19 protein-coding genes are annotated in these 19,550 nt (G+C 71.7%); 9 read left to right on the top strand and 10 right to left on the bottom strand.

Annotation, left to right across the window (positions count from 1 at the left end):
* Window position 1 precedes the first annotated feature (1 nt).
* Window positions 2–532 (top strand): DUF6879 family protein, encoded by a 531-nt coding sequence (locus ACRWK8_RS01375; RefSeq protein ID WP_378734630.1) that lies wholly within the window; start codon window positions 2–4, stop codon window positions 530–532.
* A complete protein-coding gene (locus tag ACRWK8_RS01370; RefSeq protein ID WP_431867776.1) occupies window positions 529–1,401 on the top strand; it encodes a helix-turn-helix domain-containing protein in 873 nt (290 codons plus the stop codon). The genes ACRWK8_RS01375 and ACRWK8_RS01370 overlap by 4 nt, the downstream gene beginning before the upstream one ends.
* A gap of 11 nt (window positions 1,402–1,412) precedes the next feature.
* Here ACRWK8_RS01370 and ACRWK8_RS01365 read toward each other — a convergent pair whose 3' ends face one another.
* The 8 genes from ACRWK8_RS01365 to ACRWK8_RS01330 all read right to left on the bottom strand — a co-directional run bounded on the left by ACRWK8_RS01365 (window position 1,413) and on the right by ACRWK8_RS01330 (window position 10,208).
* Window positions 1,413–1,901: an HIT family protein gene (locus ACRWK8_RS01365; protein ID WP_431867774.1), complete on the bottom strand. Its 489-nt coding sequence runs from the start codon at window positions 1,899–1,901 to the stop codon at window positions 1,413–1,415.
* 389 nt (window positions 1,902–2,290) lie between these two features.
* Window positions 2,291–3,415: a cytochrome P450 gene (locus tag ACRWK8_RS01360; protein WP_431867772.1), complete on the bottom strand. Its 1,125-nt coding sequence runs from the start codon at window positions 3,413–3,415 to the stop codon at window positions 2,291–2,293.
* Between the two features lie 163 nt (window positions 3,416–3,578).
* A complete protein-coding gene (locus ACRWK8_RS01355; RefSeq protein WP_431867770.1) occupies window positions 3,579–5,303 on the bottom strand; it encodes an adenine deaminase C-terminal domain-containing protein in 1,725 nt (574 codons plus the stop codon).
* A gap of 136 nt (window positions 5,304–5,439) precedes the next feature.
* Window positions 5,440–6,384 carry a nucleoside hydrolase gene (locus ACRWK8_RS01350; protein WP_431867768.1) on the bottom strand — a complete coding sequence of 315 codons (945 nt, stop codon included), beginning with the start codon at window positions 6,382–6,384 and terminating at the stop codon, window positions 5,440–5,442.
* 29 nt (window positions 6,385–6,413) lie between these two features.
* Window positions 6,414–7,475, bottom strand: a complete 1,062-nt coding sequence (locus ACRWK8_RS01345) for an ABC transporter substrate-binding protein (protein ID WP_378734643.1) — start codon at window positions 7,473–7,475, stop codon at window positions 6,414–6,416.
* Window positions 7,472–8,503, bottom strand: coding sequence for an ABC transporter ATP-binding protein (locus ACRWK8_RS01340; protein WP_431867766.1), 1,032 nt, complete (start codon window positions 8,501–8,503; stop codon window positions 7,472–7,474). Before ACRWK8_RS01340 ends, ACRWK8_RS01345 begins: the two co-directional genes overlap by 4 nt.
* 38 nt (window positions 8,504–8,541) lie before the next feature.
* Entirely contained in the window at window positions 8,542–9,330 is a 789-nt protein-coding gene (locus ACRWK8_RS01335; RefSeq protein ID WP_378734647.1) for an ABC transporter permease, read from the bottom strand.
* Window positions 9,327–10,208, bottom strand: coding sequence for an ABC transporter permease (locus tag ACRWK8_RS01330; protein ID WP_431867763.1), 882 nt, complete (start codon window positions 10,206–10,208; stop codon window positions 9,327–9,329). The genes ACRWK8_RS01335 and ACRWK8_RS01330 overlap by 4 nt, the downstream gene beginning before the upstream one ends.
* Window positions 10,209–10,378: 170 nt before the next feature.
* Here ACRWK8_RS01330 and ACRWK8_RS01325 point away from each other — a divergent pair, with 170 nt between their 5' ends.
* The 6 genes from ACRWK8_RS01325 to ACRWK8_RS01300 all read left to right on the top strand — a co-directional run bounded on the left by ACRWK8_RS01325 (window position 10,379) and on the right by ACRWK8_RS01300 (window position 17,472).
* Complete coding sequence (locus ACRWK8_RS01325) at window positions 10,379–11,365, top strand: LacI family DNA-binding transcriptional regulator (protein WP_431867761.1); 987 nt, start codon at window positions 10,379–10,381, stop codon at window positions 11,363–11,365.
* Between the two features lie 508 nt (window positions 11,366–11,873).
* Entirely contained in the window at window positions 11,874–12,581 is a 708-nt protein-coding gene (locus ACRWK8_RS01320; protein WP_378734653.1) for a FadR/GntR family transcriptional regulator, read from the top strand.
* 208 nt (window positions 12,582–12,789) lie between these two features.
* A complete protein-coding gene (locus ACRWK8_RS01315; protein ID WP_431867759.1) occupies window positions 12,790–14,265 on the top strand; it encodes a four-carbon acid sugar kinase family protein in 1,476 nt (491 codons plus the stop codon).
* Window positions 14,262–15,170 (top strand): NAD(P)-dependent oxidoreductase, encoded by a 909-nt coding sequence (locus ACRWK8_RS01310; protein WP_431867757.1) that lies wholly within the window; start codon window positions 14,262–14,264, stop codon window positions 15,168–15,170. The genes ACRWK8_RS01315 and ACRWK8_RS01310 overlap by 4 nt, the downstream gene beginning before the upstream one ends.
* A gap of 6 nt (window positions 15,171–15,176) precedes the next feature.
* Window positions 15,177–16,616 carry a GntP family transporter gene (locus tag ACRWK8_RS01305; RefSeq protein WP_431867755.1) on the top strand — a complete coding sequence of 480 codons (1,440 nt, stop codon included), beginning with the start codon at window positions 15,177–15,179 and terminating at the stop codon, window positions 16,614–16,616.
* 61 nt (window positions 16,617–16,677) lie between these two features.
* Entirely contained in the window at window positions 16,678–17,472 is a 795-nt protein-coding gene (locus tag ACRWK8_RS01300; RefSeq protein WP_378734661.1) for an SDR family NAD(P)-dependent oxidoreductase, read from the top strand.
* 28 nt (window positions 17,473–17,500) lie between these two features.
* On the opposite strand, the gene ACRWK8_RS01295 is transcribed toward ACRWK8_RS01300, so the two are convergent.
* Window positions 17,501–18,265, bottom strand: a complete 765-nt coding sequence (locus ACRWK8_RS01295; RefSeq protein ID WP_378734663.1) for an enoyl-CoA hydratase/isomerase family protein — start codon at window positions 18,263–18,265, stop codon at window positions 17,501–17,503.
* Between the two features lie 152 nt (window positions 18,266–18,417).
* On the opposite strand from ACRWK8_RS01295, the gene ACRWK8_RS01290 reads away from it, so the two are divergent.
* On the top strand, window positions 18,418–18,759 hold the full coding sequence (locus ACRWK8_RS01290) for a UBP-type zinc finger domain-containing protein (RefSeq protein WP_378734665.1): 342 nt from the start codon (window positions 18,418–18,420) through the stop codon (window positions 18,757–18,759).
* A 137-nt stretch (window positions 18,760–18,896) separates the two neighbouring features.
* On the opposite strand, the gene ACRWK8_RS01285 is transcribed toward ACRWK8_RS01290, so the two are convergent.
* Window positions 18,897–19,502 carry a PadR family transcriptional regulator gene (locus ACRWK8_RS01285; protein ID WP_431867752.1) on the bottom strand — a complete coding sequence of 202 codons (606 nt, stop codon included), beginning with the start codon at window positions 19,500–19,502 and terminating at the stop codon, window positions 18,897–18,899.
* Window positions 19,503–19,550: the final 48 nt, after the last annotated feature.

Here is a 19,550-nt window from a genome sequence, read left to right as displayed (position 1 = left end):
GATGGAGAAGTTCTTCGATGACCACCTGACCAAGTCAGCCTTCCGACTGGAGATGTTGGACCACTATGAGGTCGACTCGGATGGAGACGACTTCGCCCGTTTCAAGGCCGGAGAGCCAGAGCCCGACTGGGAACGCAAGAACCAGTGGCTGGACGTCCTGCGAGCGGAGAAGGAAGCCGGGATCCTGGAACACCGGGTGCGTGTACTCAGATCTCCACTCAACGACTACATCCGCTACGAGTGTGAGTGGGGGTATGTGCCCAACAGTGGGGCCGGAGAAGAAATCCATGTCCTCGATCTGGCCGAACGTGATCTCCCCACCGTCCTGGTTGACCACGACTTCTGGCTGATTGACGACAAGTACCCGCTGCGTATGCACTACAGCGAGACCGGCGAGTTTGTCGGGGCCGACCTGGTCGATAACGTGGAGCTCTACCAGAAGGCCAGGGACGCCGCGTTGGCCGCAGCCGAACCGTTCGAGCGGTGGTGGGCACGTCGTCCCGAAGAGTGGAGAGCAAACCGGACCGCATGACAGGCTCCCCTAGAGCTTCGACCGATCGCGGGCCACAAGCCCGCGATCGGCTCGCTCGCGCCCTGAGAGAGGCCCGTGGGCGCGCAAAGCTGAGCGGAGTGCGAGCAGGTCAGGCTGCGGGCATGTCGCAGTCCAAGATCTCCAAGATCGAACGATCCCTGCTCTTGCCCTCTGTGGATGACGTGGTCGAGCTCTGCCGGGTCTACGAAATCCCCAAAACCGAGCGCACCAAGCTGCTGCTCTTGGCTGAATCCCTACGTGAGGAGGCCTCAGCACGGGTGATCATGGCCCGGGGAGTGTCCCAGTTCCAGAGCAGGGTGACGCAGCTGGAAGCTGCCGCCGCCGTGGTGCGCTCATATGAACCCGCGCTGGTGCTGGGAGCGTTGCAGACTCGTGAGTACACACGCTGCATCTTTGATGACCCCCGAGACAAGGTTTCGGCAGATGAAGCCGAAGCTGCCATCGAGGCTCGGCAAGAGCGGCACCGCGCTCTCAGAGCGGGCGCGACCCGGTATGTGTTGATTATGCCGGAAGGCGCCTTGCGATGGCATGTGGGTTCTGCGTCGATCATGGCGAAGCAGATCGAACAGATCGCCACGATTGCGGCTCGGGGCGGAAATACCGAGGTTGGCATCATCCCTTGGACGCAACCTGTACATGTCTTCCCTGGCCATGCCTTTGACGTGTACGACGAAGACGCTGTCGTCGTGGCTACCGAGACAGCGACGGCGACCCTGACCGGCGCCGCCGACATCGCGACCTACGTCGAACTCTTCGGTGAACTGGAGAAACTGGCCTGCTTCGGAGATGAGGCGGTCGAGCATCTGGTGCGCATCGCGGAGGAGTATCACCAGCTCACGCGGAGGTGATCTCTGGCGGGTCAGGAGCGCGCGTCCCTGACACGCTTGGCGACGTCGGCGAGCCAGGAGTCATCGGCGCGCTGGTGGTCATGGGACGACAGGTACCCCTGGTACCTCTCGAAGTAGCCGTCGATGCGGGAAGCCACCTCGCGCCAGTCCTCCCCCGCGTTGCCCACGGTCCCGTGCATCGGGAAGAGCTTCGCGTGCGCGTGGTCGACCCCGTAGCCCTCGTACATGATCCCGGTGCGCGCCACGTCGGGGAAGGTCGCGTCCAGGCGGCGCGCGACCTCGCGTGCGGCCAGGTGCAGGGCCGTGTACTCCTGCGGGTCCAGGTCCACCACGTAGCTGGTGCGATGGGCCTTGGGGATCACCACGGAGAACCCCTCGGTGTTCGGGAAGATCGACAGGAAGGCCAGGTGCGTCTCGTCCTCCCAGATCCGGTGGGCGGGCGCCTCACCCGCCACGATCTCGCAGAAGACGCACACGAGGCCGGATGGCGTGGAGTTCACCGTGCTCCTTGGGGTTGAGGTCTGACAGGAGGATGCTTCGGGCCCTCCCGCGAGGACCCGCCGTGCACGGCCGGGCCCGGGGCGAGCGGACGTACCGGAGCCTGTGACACGAGCGTAGACGCGACACGTACAGCACAGGGGCGGATCGCTCGACATGGCTGGCGATTGCCCGCACCGGCACATCCAAGAACACCGATCGGCCCACATCACACCAACACCCGCGTTCGCGGCACACGGGACTCCAATCTCCACGTGTCGGGCCGGGCGAGAACGCGCCACATGTGCAGGTGAACGCGGGGCACGACCGGGGGCAGCCGAACCGGGCGGGGCCTCGACGCGCCTCGACGCGCGTCGGTCTACGGCTGCCCCCGTCGCCTCAGGTGGCCGGGTCAGCCGGTCGGGTGGGGGACGGCCGGGACCCGCAGGGGGCCGTTGATCAGGAAGGACGGGATCCGGTCCAGCTCCCGGCCCTCCTCGGAGAGGGCGAGCTCGGGCAGGGCCGTGAACAGCTCCTCCAGGGCCACCCGGGCCTCCATCCGCCCCAGGTGCGCTCCCACGCAGAAGTGCGCGCCGTGGCCGAAGGCCAGGTGCTCCTTCGACGCCCGGTCCGGGTCGAAGGCCTCCGGGCGGTCCGGGTTCAGGTCCGGGTCCCGGCCGGGCGCTCCGAAGGCGACCAGGATGGGCTCCCCCTTACGGATCAGCACCCCTTCGAGATCGATGTCCTCGACCGCGTAGCGCAGCGGGACGTACTTGGCGGGCGGGTCCAGACGCAGCGACTCCTCCACCACCTCCTCGGCCGCCAGCGACCCCGCGACCAGACGGTCGCGGTACCCGGGGTGGGCGAGCAACGCGTGCACCGCGTTGGCGATGAGGTTGACGGTCGTCTCGTACCCCGCGCCGATCATGAGGAGGAGCGTGCCGATGAGGTCCGCGTGGGGCAGCGGCTCACCGTCGCTCGGGAGAAGCAGGTCGCCGGTGAGGTCCTCGGCGGGGTGGGCGCGTTTGTGCTCCGCGAGCAGCTCCAGGCAGGTCAGCAGCTCCATCTGCTGGGCCAGGACCTCCTCCGGTTCGACGGTGGTGTCGACCACCGCGTCCATCACCGTGCCGAGCCGCTCCCGCAGGTCCTCGGGGACCCCGAAGAGTTCGCAGATCACCCACATGGTGAGCGGGCGGGCCAAGGCCGCCCGGAGGTCCACCTCCCGGCCGGGTGCGGCGGCGGCGATGTCCGCGACGAGCGCGCGGGCCCGTTCGCGGACGGTGTCCTCCATCCGGCGGATGCGACCGGGGGTGAAGGCGGGGGTGACCTTGCGTCGCAGCCTCCGGTGCTCCTCCCCGTAGCGGTTGAGGAAGCTCTCCAGGAAGACCAGGGCGGACAGCGGCCAGTCGTGCCCGACCCGGTCGTGGTCGGGCCAGTGCGCGCGGAAGTCCCGGGAGACCCTCGGGTCGCCCAGCAGTTCGCGGAGGAGTTCGTGTCGGGTGATCGCCCAGGCGACCAGGTTCCCGGGGAGTTCCACACGGACGGCGGGTTCACGCTGGCGCAGGTCCGCGACCTCCTCGTGGAAGGTGGTCCCGTCGGTGCGCAGCCGGTACGGACAGCCGGAGTCGGGGGGTGTGATGACGGCCTCCTGCGGGGAAGGGGCGACCCGGCCGCCGGATGCGGCCGGTCGCCCCTTCGTTCTACGTCGCGGGGGTCACTCTGGCAATGGTCGCCGGTTCCCAGTCCCGTGCCACCACGCGGACCAGTCCCCGGTCGGTGATCTTCACGCTCGGGGACACCGCCAGGGTGAGGGTGGACAGGCTCATGAACGCGTTGCGGTTGTCCCAGCCCCAGGCGGCGAGCTCGGCGCGGAGCCGCCGGGAGGCCTCGGCCACCTCGTCGGCGGGCCGCTCGGACATGACCCCGCCGATGGGCAGGGGCAGCCCGGCTCCGGCCCGGTCCTCGCGGACCAGCCGCATGCCGCCTCCCCAGGCCACCACGTCGGCGGCTGCGGTGAGCAGGGCCTCCTCGGTCGTGGCGACGACGGTGAGGTTGTGGCTGTCGTGGGCGTAGGTGGTGGCGAAGGCACCCGTCCCGAGGTCCTGGCCGACGACCGGCGCGAAGGTCACCCCGCCCCTGCCGGTGTGGCGCTCGAAGACCGCCACCACGGCGGTCCTCCCCTGCCAGTCCACCACCCCGTCGCGGACCGGGAGCACCACCTCGTCCGCTTCGGTGTAGGTGTCCACGCCGTTGACCCTCATGGCGCGGAAGGCGTGCTCGCCGTCGGGCAGGTCCACCCGCCAGCGCGCCGTCGCGGCCTCGGGGGCACTGATCCGGACCGTCCCGCCGAACGGGTGCTCGGGGGCGGAGCCGGGGCCCTCGACCGGGGCGCCGTCGCGGCCGACCACGTCACCGCCCGCGAGGGTCACGACGGGGGTGAGTTCGGTGAGCGAGCGCAGCAGCACCAGGTCGGCGCGCTTGCCGGGCGTGACGGTCCCCCGGTCGTCCAGGCCGAGCCTGCGGGCGGGCTGGAGGGTGAGAGCGCGGAGCACCGCGAGCGGGGGCAGCCCGCGCTCCAGCGCCACCGCGCCCACCCGGTCCAGGTGGCCGGTGGTCACGATGGCGTCCACCACGATGTCGTCGGTGACCAGGCAGAAGTCGGGCAGGTGCGGCAGGTCGAGGAGCGCCCGGACGACCTCCGGGGTCAGGCACTTCTCCTGGAGCATGAGGAGCATGCCCAGGCTGGCCTTCTCCACGGCGACCTCGGCGGTGTTCTTGCAGTGGTCGGAGTCGATCCCGGCCCACAGGTACTCGCCCAGTTCGGCCCCGGAGAGGTTGGGGCAGTGCCCGTCCAGGCGCACGCCCCGGCGCCGGGCCGCGTCGATGATGGCGTGCATGCGCGGGTCGCCGTCGACCACCGCCCGGTAGTCCATCACCTCACCGAGGGTGGTGACACCCTCCCACTCCAGCATCTCCGCGATGTCGGTGTCGTCGAGCCGCGCTCCCGCCGTCTCGAACCCGTCCAGCGCGGGCACGCAGGAGGGCACCGCCCAGCGCATGGACTGCGCGGTGTCCCGACCCTGCTGGATCATCCAGGCCTGCCCGTCGCGTCCGGCCACGTTGACGATCTCGTGGGCGTCCGCGAGCACGGTGGTGGTACCGCGCGCCAGCGTGACCCGGGCGAACTCGGCCGGTGCCAGCAGCGAGCTCTCGATGTGCATGTGGGCGTCCACGTAGCCGGGCGCGACCACGAGCCCGGTGGCGTCGAGGGTCCGGGCGGCCTCCACCGGGGTCCCCGGGGGCAGCACCGCGCGGACGCGGTCACCGGTCACGGCGACGTCGGCCCGCCACACCTGGCCGGTGTGCACGGAGACGACCTCCCCGCCTCGGATGAGCAGGTCGGCGCTGAGCTGGGCGTGGGACATCGGTGTCGGGTTCCCTTCGAGTGGGCGGGTGCGGGTGCCTGGTACAGGGGGTGGGCTGCCCGCCTGATCCGGGTGCGGGTGTCTGGTCCGGGGCGGGGTGTCCGCCCCCGTTCGGGCGACGGGGAGCCCGCCTGGTTCAGGCGGGGTGCGCGTGGCGGGCGATGCCCTCGGTGAGGAGGGCGGAGAACGCGTCGGCGTCGACGGTACGTCCCACGCGTACGTGACGCGTGCGGTCGGGTGTGCGCAGGTCCGCGACGAGGGCGCCCCGGGTGAGTTCGCCGGAGCACTCCACGGACGCGGTGCCCTCCTCCCAGCCGACGAGGTCGGGGTGGCTGACGGCGGCCACGGCCAGGGCGTCGTGCACGGGGACGGCGGGGACGCCGAACCGGTCGAGGTAGCGCTGGGCGTAGGCGCGCAGGAGGTCCCCGGCGATCCCGGCGGTGCCGGGCAGGGTGGCCAGGTACTCGGCCTCGGTGAGCGGGTACAGCGCGGCGCGGGTGACGTCCAGGCCCACGATCCGCACCGGGAGGCCGGACTCCAGCACGTAGCGGGCGGCCTCGGGATCGGCGTGGAAGTTGAACTCCGCCGCCGGGGTGACGTTGCCCTGGGCGAAGGCGGCCCCGCCCATGACGACGATCTCCCGGAGCGCGGGTCCGGCCTCGGGGTGGCGGGCGAGCATGGCGGCGACGTTGGACAGCGGGCCGATCGCCACGAGGGTGAGTTCGCCCGGGGACTCCAGGGCCCGTTCGGCCAGCCAGTCCACTGCGTGGCCGGGGGTCAGGGGCCGGGGCGGGGAGTCCGGCACCAGTCCGCCCAGGCCCCCGGCGCCGTGCATGGGTTCGTCCCGGATGCGGGAGGTGCGGGCGATCGGCCCCGCGAGTCCGGAGACCAGCGGGAGGTCGGCGGGCGCCCCGGCCAGGTCCAGCACGTGGGCGGCGTTGCGGTTCACGTCGGTGAGTGAGACGTTGCCCGCGACCGTGGTCACCCCGCGCACGTCCAGGTCCGGTGAGGCCAGGGCGAGCAGCAGGGCGACGGCGTCGTCGACGCCGGGGTCGCAGTCGATCACGACGGGTGTGGGCAACGGTCCTCCTCCGTTGACGGGGTGGCCGCTCACCTGGCCACCTCCTCGGTGAAGCGGTCGAGCCAGGCCGACCGCTCGTTCGCGAGCAGTGCGAGGTCACCCTGGTGGTACCCGTTGGCGACGGGGTCCGTGGCCGCCTCCCGGGAGACCTGCTCCATGAGCGGGGTGGGTTCGGCTCCCAGCGCCACGGGCTTGTCGTAGAGGGCCTCGGCCATGCCCTCCTGGATCTCGGGGCGCAGCAGGAAGTCGGTGAAGGCCAGCGCACCGGCCGGGTTGGGGGCTCCCTCCACCACCTGCACGGTGTTGGCGGTCATCACCCTTCCCTCGTCGGGCACGGCGAAGCCGACGGGCTGGTCGGCCTCCACCGAGCCCATGGCGAAGTTGTCCAGACCGGGTGCCATGGCGATCTCGCCGCGTTCCAGGAGGCTGGTGAGCTCGGTGGAGCCGGTGTAGAACTGGAGCGCGTCGGGGCCGATCTCCGCCAGCGCCTCGAACCCGGCGTCGGCGTCGGAGGGGCCGGACCCGAAGTGCTCCCCGGCGGCGAGGACGAACATCGGGCCCGCCGACACGGAGATGTCGGGGAGCGCGTAGCCGCCCTCGGGCTCCGCCCAGAGGTCGTCCCAGGACTCGGGAGCCTCGTCCACCAGGTCGGTCCGGTACATCAGGCCGAGGAGCTGGAAGGTGTAGGCGGGGCCGTAGCCGTCGGGATCCACGGCCCAGGGCTGGATGGCGTCGAGGTTGGGCACGTCGTCGGCGCTGACGGGGGCGAACAGCCCCATGTCCTTGCCGATCTGCGCGTAGTAGTCGGAGATCAGCACGACGTCGGTGTCGGGTCGCTCGGAGTTGATCCTCAGCTTGGTGAGGCGCCCGGCGTTGTTCCCGGTGTCCAGGACCACCCGGATACCGGTCTCGGCCTCGAAGGGCTCCGCGACGACCTGGGTGAACTCCTCGGTGGCGAACGCGAAGGTGCTCACCACCAGGGTGTCGGGGTCGTCCTCGCGGACGGGCGCGCAGGAGGCCGTGACGGTGGCCAGGGCCAGGACCCCGGCGAGGGCGGCGGTGCGCCGCGCTCCGCGTGCGGGACGGTTCATCCGGTCGTCACCTCGTCGGCGGGCAGGTCCACCAGGTGGCGGTGGGGCAGGGCGATACGGACGGGGTCACCGGGGCGCAGGTCGTCGCCGGGGTGCAGGACCCGCAGGACCGACCCCGGACCCTCGACCCCGTCGATGGCCGTCTCGACCAGGCAGTTGCTGCCCTGGAAGGTGACCGCCGCGACGGTGCCGTCGAGGCCGGTCTCCCCGGCGTCCTCGCGGACGTCGCCGGAGAGCAGCCGCACGTGTTCGGGCCGGACGGTGACCGGTCCGTGCCCGGGTACCTCCGGGAAGTTGTCGTAGCCCAGGAACTCGGCCACGAAACGGTTGGCGGGACGGGGGAAGACGTCCCGGGGCGACCCCTGCTGCTCCAGGCGCCCGTTGTTGAGGATCACCATCGTGTCGGACAGCTCCAGTGCCTCGTCCTGGTCGTGGGTGACCAGAACGGCGGTCAGACCGGTCTCGCGCTGGACCCGCAGGAGCTCGCGACGCATCTGCACCCGGAGCTGGGCGTCCAGGTTGGACAGCGGCTCGTCCAGGAGCAGCACCGAGGGACGGATGGCCACGGCGCGGGCCAGGGCCACGCGCTGCTGCTGGCCGCCGGAGAGCTCGGCCGGCTTGCGGTCGGCCAGGTGGACGAGGCCGACCAGGTCGAGTGCCTCCTCCGCGCGCCGCTTCGCCTCGGCGGAGGCCACCTTGCGGGTGCGCAGGCCGTAGCCGACGTTGTCGCGCAGGGTCATGTGCGGGAAGAGCGCGTAGGACTGGAAGACCATGCCGATGTTGCGCTTCTCCGGCGGGGTACGGGTGGCGTCCACGCCTTCCAGGAGGATCCGCCCGGAGGTGGGCTGGAGGAACCCGGCGATCATCCGCAGAGTGGTGGTCTTGCCGCAGCCGCTGGGCCCGAGCAGGGTGGTGAACTCCCCCGGGCGCACGGTGAGGTCCAGGTCGGCGACGGCGGTGGTGCCGCCCTTTCCGCCCCGCGCCCCGAAGAGGTGGCTGACGCGGTCGAGTTCGACGACGGGTGTCATCTGGGTGTCTCCTTCTTCCCGGAGGGCGGGCTTCCCGGTCATCGGCCGAAGACCTTCGTGAAACCGACCAGGCGTTCGGTGGTGAACGCGACCACGACGCTGAGCGCCAGGAGCAGCACGCTGACCGCCGCGACCACCGGGTCGAACGAGGACTGGACGTAGTTGAGCATCTCCACCGGCAGGGTGGCCACGCCCGGGCCGGTCAGCAGGAGGGACAGCGGAACGTTGTTGAGGGAGGTGATGAAGGCGAGGATGGTGGCCGAGAGGATGCCCGGCGCCATCACCGGCAGGGTCACCGTGAGGAAGGTGCGGACCGGACCCGCGCCCAGCCCGCGAGCGGCCTCCTCCAGGCGCGCGTCGGCCAGCGCCAGCGAGGCCCCGACCACCCGCACGGTGTACGGGAGCAGCAGGACGGTGTGGCCGATGATCAACGCGCCGAGCGCGGTCACCCGCATGCCGACCATGAGCTGCTGGAACAGGGCCAGGCCCAGGACCAGCTCGGGGACCACGATCGGCGCGAAGAACAGGTTCTCCATGATCCGGCGTCCGCGCGGGTTGCCCCGGTGCAGCGCCAGGGTCGCGGGGACTCCCAGGGCCAGCGCGATCACGGTCGAGACCGCGGCGACGACCATGCTGGTACCGAAGGAGTCGACGAAGGGGCCGTACTCCAGCGCGGCGGAGAACCAGCGCAGGGAGAGGCCCTCCGGCGGGAAGGCGAGGGTGCTTCCGGCCGTGAAGGCGACCCCGACCAGGATCACCACGGGGCCGAGCATCAGCACGAAGGCGGCGGCCGCGAGCAGGGAGAGGAACGGGCGTCTCAGGATCATGAGGTGGTGCTCCCGATCTTGCCGAGCCGACCGGACAGCGCACCGACCACCAGCACCAGGGCGGTCATCACCAGGGCGATGGCACTCGCGGAGGGCCAGTCGAGGCTGACGTTGACGCGGCTGTAGAGCAGGGTGGACAGGAGCCGCTCGCGGGGTCCGCCGAGCAGCTGGGGAGTGGTGAAGGCGGTCACCGCGCCCGCGAAGACCAGGGTGCACCCGACCAGTGCCCCGGGCAGGGCCAGGGGGAAGACCACGTCGCGGAAGGCACGGCCGGGTGAGGCGCCCAGGCCTCGGGCGGCCTCCTCCAGCCGGTGGTCCTGCTGGGAGAGGCTGGAGTAGGCGGACAGGATCATCAGGGGCAGGAACAACTGGACCAGACCGAGCACGATCGCGGTCTCGGTGTAGAGGAGCTGGACCCGGCCCAGGCCCACGGCCTCGCTGACCTTGCTGATCAGGCCGTTGCCGCCGAGGACCACGATCCAGCCGTAGGTCCGTACCACGGTGTTGAGCAGGAGCGGGAAGATCGCCAGGGCGAGGAGCCGACCGGGCCAGGGGCCGGGTGCCCGTGAGATGAGGTAGGCCACCGGGAAGCCCATGAGCAGGCAGAGCGCGGTGGTCAGGACGGCGACTCGGACGGTGCGGGCGATCACCGGGAGCAGGTAGGGGTCGGTGAGCAGGCTCCCGGTCTCGCGCGCGACCGTGGCGGGGTCGCCGTCCGGCGGCCAGGCCAGGGTGGCGACCACGGGATAGCAGAAGGCGAAGAGCATCAGGGCCAGCCCGGGGACGAGCAGGACCGTGACGGGAGGGCGTGGGAGGAGACGGCGGCGCGAAGCGACTCGGGCGGCCTCTGCGGTGGGTGACGGGCGGGACAATTCCACTCCCGGTCGCTGTCGGCGGGTGTTTCGGGGTTTGTTGTGGTGTCTCATCTGCGACGACACCTGCAAGCGCTTCTGCAAGCGCTTGCAACACCGTAACCTTTGTCTGGGCACCGAGCCAAGCCCACGGCCACGATTGTGACCGGGGGCACCGTGACCTGCGAGGAGTCGGAATGGCGAGCTTGGACGACGTGGCCAGGGAGGCGGGCGTCTCCGCGTCCACGGTGTCGCGGGCGATGTCGCGGCCGTCCATGGTCGCCGCGTCCACCCTGGTGCGGGTGCGGGCCGCCGCCGATCGCCTGGGGTTCCGCGCCAACCCGGCCGCCCGGGCGCTCACCACCGGCCGCAGCGGCTTCTTCGCCATGCTCGTCCCCGACCTGGACAACCCCTTCTACTCGACCACCGCCACGGCCGCCCAGGACCTCGCCGCCGAGAGCGGACGCCGGGTGATCATCGCCGTCACCGGCGGGGACCCGACCCGAGAGGCGGAGGCCCTGCACGAGTTGGAGGGCCAGGTGGACGGGTTCGCCGTGCAGTCCCCCGTGAGCTCGGCCGCCGATCTGAAGGAGGCGCACGAACGCAAGCCGGTGGTGGCGATCAACCGCCGCGTTCCCGGGCTGACCTCCTTCACGGTCGACACCCCCGGCGGCCTGGGCGCGGTCTACGACCGCCTGGTGGAGCTCGGGCACCGCGAGGTCGCCTACCTCGCGGGGCCGCCGAGTTCGTGGATGGACCGGCACCGGCGCGCGGAACTGGTCGAACACGCGGCCCGGTCCGGCCTCCGGGTACGGGTGCACGGTCCGGTCCGCCCGGCGTTCGCCGAGGGGGTCGCCGCCGCGCGGGGGATCATCGACTCCGGCTGCACGGCGGTGCTGGTCTACAACAGCCTGCTCCTGCTGGGCGTGATGTTCGAGTTCGGCCGCCTCGGTGTGCGGGTGCCGGAGGACATCAGTGTCGCGGCGGCCGACGACATCGCCCTGGCCGACCTGCCGGGACCGCCGATCACCGCCGTTCGCACCCCCGCCGACGAGCTGGGCCGCGCGGCGGTGAACGCGCTGACCGCGATGGTGGACGGGGGCCGCGACGACCGGCCGAGGGGGCGACGGCTGCCGACGACCGTCCTGCTCACGGACTCGCTGGCACCGCCCCGTTCGACGTGACCGTTCCCCTCTCACCGACCGGACCGAAACCCGGGATCGAACGGAACTCCCTCCCACCCCTTTGCGGAGAATTCCCGACATTCCTCCCCCAGAATGGCCTCACCCCCTGACGAGTTCGGGGAATGCGCTTGCTCTTTCGATTTCCCGTACCGCACTCTGTTGGGTACCCCGAACCGGGATGGCGACCCCGAAGCCACCGCTTCCACCAGCAATGATGCCCTGACGACCGACAACGGAAAGGGCCGTGAATTCCGCGCCCGACCGGGGCAACCTCGCTACTCCGACGCGAAAGGCATTCCATGGGAACGAGCAGATCCCCCTTCGGACCAGCCGACCGCACCGCCCCCTCCTGAGAACGCCCCGGCTCCCGCGACCTCGCGCCAGGCCGGGAGCCGGGGTCGGGCGGCGGCGATAGGGTTGCTTGCCGTGCGCCCCGTGGGCGCACGGGGGTCGGCGCGCACCGCCGGCACCGCGACCCCGCCGTCTCCCCCGCCCGAGAGGAAGTGTCGTGCCGAGGCCGCTGCTCGCCGACGAGATCGCCCAGTCGCTCCTGGACCGCATCGTCGACGGCGCCCCGCCCTCCGGGGGCAGGCTGCCCTCCGAGAACGAGCTGGGCCAGGAGTTCGACGTCAGCCGCCTGACCGTGCGTGAGGCGATCCGGACGCTCCAGGCCCAGAACGTGGTCGAGGTGGTGCGGGGACGAGGCACGCTGGTGCGTCCCGTGGAGGAGTGGACCGGACTGGAGGCGGTGCTGCGCGCCACGGTGCGCGGGGGCGACGACCTCACCGCCTCGCTCCAGCTCATCCAGGTGCGTCGGATGATCGAGACCGGTGCGGCCGCGCTGGCCGCCGAGCACCGGGACGAGGCCGACCTCGCCGCACTGGAGGAGGCCCTCCGGGGTATGCGCGACGCCCACGCGCGGGGTGACCTCGCGGGGTTCGTGGAGCACGACATCCGCTTCCACGACGTGATCCTGTCAGCGACCGGGAACGTGTTCGTGGCCGTGCTGTTCGAGCCGTTGTCGCGGGTGATGCGCGAGAAGCGCCGCCAGACCTCGTCCATCCCGGCCATCCAGATCCACGCGATCGAGGAGCACGGCAGGGTACTGGAGGCGATCCGGTCCGGGAACCCCGAGAGCGCCCGGCTCGCGATGGAGAGTCACATGGCGCAGACCTCCCGCGATCTGCGCGAGCACGTCTTCGGCCTGACCGACTGAGGCACTGAGGCACTGAGCGAGACCGGCGCGCACACCGGTCACACCACGGCCCGAACGACCCCGCACACCGCCACTCACCGCTGACCAGCCCGAGCGATCCCTCCGCGCTCGGGCTCCTTGCCGCCCCCACCTGGTAACTCCTGTGACATCACGGTTGACGACCACGCCGTTTAACATAAGATGTCTGATGTCTTACAAGGGAGTTTCCATGGTCGATCCCCACGCAGTCCTCACCTCCGCCGGGGCACCGAGCCCCGTCTCCGCGTCCGCCGTGGCGCGGGAGGCCACCGCCGCCGGTTCCGTCATCGTCGTCCTCGACGACGACCCGACCGGCACGCAGTCGGTGCACGGCCTGCCCGTGCTCACCCGCTGGTCCGTCGACGACCTGCGGTGGGCCTTCGCGCAGGACACGCTCGCCGTCTACGTCCTCACCAACACCCGCAGCCTGGACCCGGCCGAGGCCGGGGCCCGCAACGCCGAGGTGGTACGCAACGCCCGCGCCGCCGCCGGGGACCGACCGCTGGTCTTCGCCAGCCGAGGCGACTCCACCCTGCGCGGCCACTACCCGCTCGAACCCCGGGTCATCGACACCACCCTCCAGGAGCTGGGCGACCCCGGCGTCGACGGGGTCGTCATCGTCCCGGCCTTCCCCGACGCCGGGCGCGTCACGGTCGGCGGTGTCCACTACACGCGCTCCGACACCGGGTTCACCCCCGTCGCGGAGACCGAGTTCGCCCGCGACGCCACGTTCGGCTACCGCAACTCCGACCTCCGGGCCTGGGTCGAGGAGAAGACCGAGGGCGCCGTCCCCGCCAGCGAGGTCACCGTCATCGACCTCGCCCTGCTGCGCGGCGGCGACACCGACGCCGTCACCGCCCGCCTCCTCGAACAGCACGACGCCGCGCCGGTCGTGGTGGACGCCGAGTCGGAGGAGGACCTGCGCGTCCTCGCCCTGGCCCTGATCGCCGCCGAACGCCGGGGCCACAGGTTCGTCTACCGGGTCGGCCCGCCGTTCGTGCGCGCCCGCATCGGTCTGGAGGCCCGCGCGCCCCTGGGCGAGGACGAGATCCGGACCAGCACGGACGCCCCCGGCGGGCTCGTGGTGGTCGGCTCCCACGTCGCGCTCACCACCCGCCAGCTCGGCGTGCTGGTGGACCGGCACCCCGGGGCCCGGGTGATCGAGCTCGCCGTGGACGAGGTCCTCGACCCGGCCGCCCGCGAGGCCGCCGTGGCCCGCACCGTCGACGCGATCGTCGCTGGTCTGGCCGACCACGACGTCATCCTGCACACCTCGCGACTGCTGCGCCTGAGCGACGACCCGGCCACCAGCCTGGCCATCGCCCGGGACGTCTCGGCGGCCCTCGTGCGCTGCGTGTCCGAGACCCTCGCCCGCCGCGCACCGCGCTTCGTGGTCGCCAAGGGCGGGATCACCTCCAGCGACGTCGCCTCGCTCGGACTGGGCATCCACCGCGCCCTGGTGCGCGGCCCGATGCTGCCCGGCCTGGTCTCCCTGTGGGAGCCGGTCGGCGGTCCGGCCACCGGCATTCCCTACGTCGTCTTCGCCGGCAACGTCGGCGCCGACGACTCGCTCTCCGAGGTCGTCGACCGCCTCAGCACCCTGTCCACCCGCCCCGGTGTCGGCTCCCCCGTCACCGAAGCCCCGAACACCGGAGTCCGTCCATGACCACCAGCCCCGTCTCGAGCGTCGCCGTCATCGGACTCGGCGCCATGGGTCTCCCGATGGCCACCCGCCTGGCCGGGACGATGACCGTCCACGGCTGTGACATCGCCGCCGCCCGCCGCGACCTGGCCGCCGAGGCCGGGGTGGTGCCCTTCGAGCGCGCCGCCGACGCCGTCGCCGGGGTCGACTCCGTGGTGCTGGTGGTGCGCGACGGTGCCCAGCTGCGCGACGTGCTCTTCGGTGAACACGGCATCGTCGAGGCCCTCACTCCCGGCACCGTGCTGGTCCTGACCAGTACCGTCGGGGTGGACACGGTCACCGCGACCGCCGAGGAACTGGACCCGCGCGGCCTGCTCCTGGTGGACGCCCCGCTCAGTGGGGGCCCGGTCCGCGCCGGGGAGGGCGACCTGCTGATCGTGGTCGGTGCCACCCCCGAGGCGCGGGAGGCCGCCGACCCGGTGCTGCGGCGCCTGGCCTCCACCCTGAGCGTGATCGGTGACCGTCCCGGAGACGGCCAGGCGTTCAAGACCGTCAACCAGCTGCTGTGCGGCGTGCACATCGCGGCCGCCGCCGAGGCGCTGGCCCTCGCCCGGTCGCTGGGGCTGGATCCGGAGACCACGCTGGAGACGCTGGGCGCGGGCGCGGCCGGATCGTTCATGCTGGGCAACCGCGGTCCCCGCATGCTCCAGGCCTACGAGGAGGAGGGCGCCGAGGTGCTCAGCCGACTCGACATCTTCGTCAAGGACATGGGCATCGTGGCCTCGGCGAGCCGTTCCGTCGGACTGGCGACACCGTTGGCGGCCACCGCCGAGCAGCTGTACCTGCTGGGGCAGGGACAGGGGCTGGGCTCCGCCGACGACTCCGCCGTGATCCGCGTCGTGGCACCCGAACCCACCGACAAGGAGTAGCGACACATGGGCGCCCTCACCCTTCTGGGCATCGCGGCGGGCGGCATCGCCCTGCTGCTGGTCCTGATCATCCGTTTCAAGGTCCACGCGTTCGTGGCCCTGCTCCTGGTGAGCATCCTCGTCGGACTGGTCTCGGGCATGCCCCTGGTCACCGTCCCCGCCACCGGCGACACACCCGAACAGCTCGGCATCATCGCCACCATCACCGCCGGTATGGGCGGGACCCTGGGCTCGGTGGCGCTGCTGGTGGCCCTGGGCGCGATGCTCGGTCGCATGATCGAGGTCTCCGGCGGGGCCGAGAGCCTGGCCGGGCGCTTCACCGGCTGGCTGGGGCCCAAGCGGGTCGCGGCCGCCCTCACCGGCGCCGCGCTGATCCTCGCCGTCCCGGTGTTCTTCGACGTCGGCTTCATCATCCTCGTGCCGATCATCTACGGGTTCGCGAAGGCGGCCGGGGTGGACCCGGTCAAGTTCGGCCTGCCGGTCGCCGGGATCATGCTCGCGGTGCACGTCTCCGTACCGCCGCATCCGGGCATCGTCGGCGGCGCCGCGCTGCTTGAGGGCGACATCGGCTGGATCCTGATCCTGGGCCTGATCGTCTGCGCGCCGCTGGCCGTGATCGCGCACTTCGTGTCGAAGTGGCTCAACCGCCGCGAGATCCCCATGCTGGCGGCGACCCGCGCGCAGTTCGAGGCGTTCGGCGGCGGGGACGAGGGCGACGCGGAGCAGGCGGGTTCCGGCGGCTCCGCCACGACGCTCGCCCGCACCGAGACCCCGCCCAGTGTGTGGACCATCCTCGGACTGATCCTCACACCGCTGGCGTTCATCATGGTCGGCACCACCTCGGCCACGGTCCTGCCCGAGGACCACCCGCTGCTGCCCGTGCTCTCGTTCGTGGGCGCTCCGGTCTTCGCGCTGCTGGTGGCCCTGGTCCTCGCGTACTTCCTGCTCGGGGTGCGGCGCGGGTGGTCGACCGCCCACATCGGTGAGGTCATGGAGGCCGCGCTGCCCCCGGTGGCCATCGTCGTCCTGGTGACCGGCGCGGGCGGCGTGTTCGCCAACGTGCTCACCGAGAGCGGCGTGGGCGAGGCGCTGGCCGACACCCTCGCCGGGACCGGCCTGCCGATCCTTCTGCTCGGGTTCGTCCTCTCGCTGGCGCTGCGCGCCTCGCAGGGGTCGGCGACCGTCGCGATCCTCACCTCCTCGGGGCTGCTCGCCGACATGGCGCTGACCGGCGACTACTCCTCGATCCAGGTGGCGCTCATCGCGCTCGCCATCGCCTTCGGGGCGCTCGGCCTGTCGCACGTCAACGACTCCGGTTTCTGGGTGGTGACCCGCTACCTGGGACTGTCGGTCTCCGACGGCCTGCGGACGTGGACCGTGCTCACCACGGTGCTGGGCGTGTCGGGCTTCCTGCTCGTCAGCCTTCTGTGGCTGGTTCTCGGCTGATCCCGACGACACACCCCGGACGGGGCGGACCAGGTCCGCCCCGTCCTTCTACTGTGTTCGCATGCGCATCGATCTGTCCGGCACCACCGCACTGGTCACCGGTTCGACCCAGGGGATCGGCATGGCCGTCGCGGCCGTGCTCGCGGACGCGGGCGCCCGGGTCGCGGTGAACGGACGCCGCCCGGAGCGGGTGGCGGAGGCGATCGACACCCTGCGGGGCCGCGCCCCGGGCCGCGACCTGGTCGCCGCCCCCGGCGACGTCACCACCGATCGGGGCACCGACGACGTGCTCTCCGCCGTGCCCGAGGTGGACGTCCTGGTCAACAGCCTGGGCGTGTTCGGGAGCGCTCCGGCGCTGGAGATCAGCGACGACGAGTGGCGGCGCTACTTCGAGACCAACGTGCTCTCCGCCGTTCGACTGATCCGCGCCACCCTGCCCGGGATGACGGAACGCGGCTGGGGGCGCGTGCTCAACATCGCCAGTGACTCGGCGCTCGCGATCCCCGCGGAGATGATCCACTACGGGACCTCGAAGACCGCCCTGCTCGCGGTCACCCGGGGCTTCGCCAAGCAGGCGGCGGGCACCGGGGTGACCGTCAACTCGGTGATCGCCGGGCCCACCCACACCGGAGGGGTGGAGGAGTTCGTGTACGAGCTGGTCGACCGTGACCTGCCGTGGGAGGAGGCCCAGCGCGAGTTCATGGTCCGGCACCGGCCGATGTCCCTGCTCCAGCGGCTGATCGAGCCCGAGGAGATCGCCAACATGGTGGCCTACCTGAGCTCCCCGTTGGCCTCCGCGACGACCGGCGCCGCCGTCCGGGTGGACGGCGGCTACGTCGACTCGATCGTTCCCTGAGCGGGCCCGTCCGGCGGCCCCGCGCGGCTCACTCCCCGGTGAAGACGGGCGCGGTGCGGTCGAGGGAGGCGGTGACCCCGATCTCGTTGTCCCTGGTGTCGAACAGCCGGGTCTGCTCGATGATCTCCCGTTCCAGGGCGGAGGGCAGCGCGGCGAGCAGGTCCGCGCGCAGGGTGGACTTCATCGAACGCACCGCGAGCGGCGCGGACCGGGCGATGCGGTGTGCCTGGCTCACCGCCTCCTCACGCACGTGCTCCTCGTCCACGAGGACGTCGGCCAGGCCGATGGCGTGGGCCTCGGTGCCGGTGATCCGGCGGGCCGTGTAGAACATGTCGGCGGCCTTCTGCACACCCACGATGCGGGGCAGGCTGACGCTCAGGCCGAACCCCTGGTGGAGTCCCAGCAGACCGAAGTTGGCGTGGAACCGGGAGGAGGCGGCGGCCACCCGGAAGTCGGCGGCGCACGCCAGGCCGAGCCCGCCGCCCACGGCGGCTCCCTGGACGGCGGCGATCACGGGGATCGGCAGTGAGTACAGGCGCGACCCCTGACCGTAGATGGCGCTGAGCGTCCGGACCGGCGAGTCCCCGACCCCGCCGGAGGCGAAGTCCACCCCCGCGCAGAAGTTCCGGCCCTCCGAGCAGAGGACGAGGGCCCGGCAGTCACCGGCCGCCAGCTCCTCGGCGGCGTCCGCGACCGCCGTGAGGACGTCGAGGTCGAAGTGGTTGTTCGGCGGACGGCGGATCTCCAGGACACCGACGTGACCGTCGACGCGTACGGACAGCTCCTCGCTCATGGAGTGCCTTCCAGGTAGTGCGGGCCCCGGGGGCTGCGGGCCCGTTGTTCGGGTGCGACCGGCGACGAGGGTATCGGGCGCGGCTGTGACCGGCCGTCACCGGGCGCGCGTTGTTCACGGTCAGCGGCGCCTCCGGTGGTTAGCGTGACGACATGAGCAACGAGATCGACCCGACCACGCCGCCCAGCGGCACCGGCTGCCAGGAGTGCCTCACCGGGGACGGGTGGTGGGTGCACCTGCGCCGATGCGCGGCCTGCGGGCACGTGGGCTGCTGCGACAGTTCCCCGTCCCAGCACGGCAGCCGCCACTTCGAGGCCACCGGCCACCCGATCGTCCAGAGCTTCGAGCCCGGCGAGGAGTGGTTCTACGACTTCCGCACCCAGCAGATGGGCGAGGGGCCGGAGCTGGCCGCACCGACCTCGCACCCCCTGAACCAACCGGTTCCCGCCCCGGCCGAGCGGGTGCCGTCCGACTGGCAGCGGCTCCTCAACTAGCCGACACCGCCGCCGGCTGGCCGGGGACCGCTCCGCGCTGGAACACGTGCCCGCGGGCCGGGCGGCACACGCGACGGCGGCGCGGGGACCATGGAGGTGCTGACCCGGGGCTGACCGGGCGTGGTCGCCGGGTCCGGTCAGCCGGGCGTGGCGGCCGGTCCGCCCCCGGCGCCCCGGCCCGGGGCCCGGTCGGCTCGGCGGCGTTCGAGGATGGCCAGGGTGCTGGCTCCCCAGCGCAGGTTCTCCTGCTCGTGGGAGCGGCCGCGCTGGAGGGTGAGGTAGGGGCCGACCCGTTCGGCCTCGCGGAGGTAGCGTTCCTCGTCCCGACCGTCGAGCATGCGGGCGGCGATGCGATCGTAGCGTTCGAGTTTGGCGCGGCTCAGCTCCATGCGGTCCTCGACGGCGCTGATCACCGCGTCCACGTCGGTCTCGTCCACGGCCTGGAGCCGGACGAGCAGGTCGTCACGGATGGCGGTGGGTCGGGCGGGCCGTCGGCTGAAGGAGCGCAGCGCCTCGCGTCCGGTCTCGGTGACGGTGAACAGGCGCTTGTCGGGTCTGCGCTCCTGGTGTACGACCCGGGCGCTGAGCAAGCCCTCGCCCTCCAGGCGTTCGAGTTCGCGGTAGAGCTGCTGCGGGGTGGCGGACCAGAAGTTCGCGACCCCGGCGTCGAACCGTTTGGCCAGGTCGTAGCCGGAGGCCTCCCCCTCCAACAACGCCGCCAGAACCGCCTCTCCCAGTGCCATCCAGACAAATTAGCACCCTGACCCCCAAACCGACGTGGAGGCGACGGT

The organism is Nocardiopsis eucommiae (genome assembly GCF_965344335.1).
In the GTDB taxonomy this organism is placed as follows: Bacteria; Actinomycetota; Actinomycetes; order Streptosporangiales; family Streptosporangiaceae; genus Nocardiopsis; species Nocardiopsis eucommiae.
The sequence above is the reverse complement of the archived record's forward strand: the minus strand, read 5'-3'. Positions and strand labels throughout refer to the sequence as shown.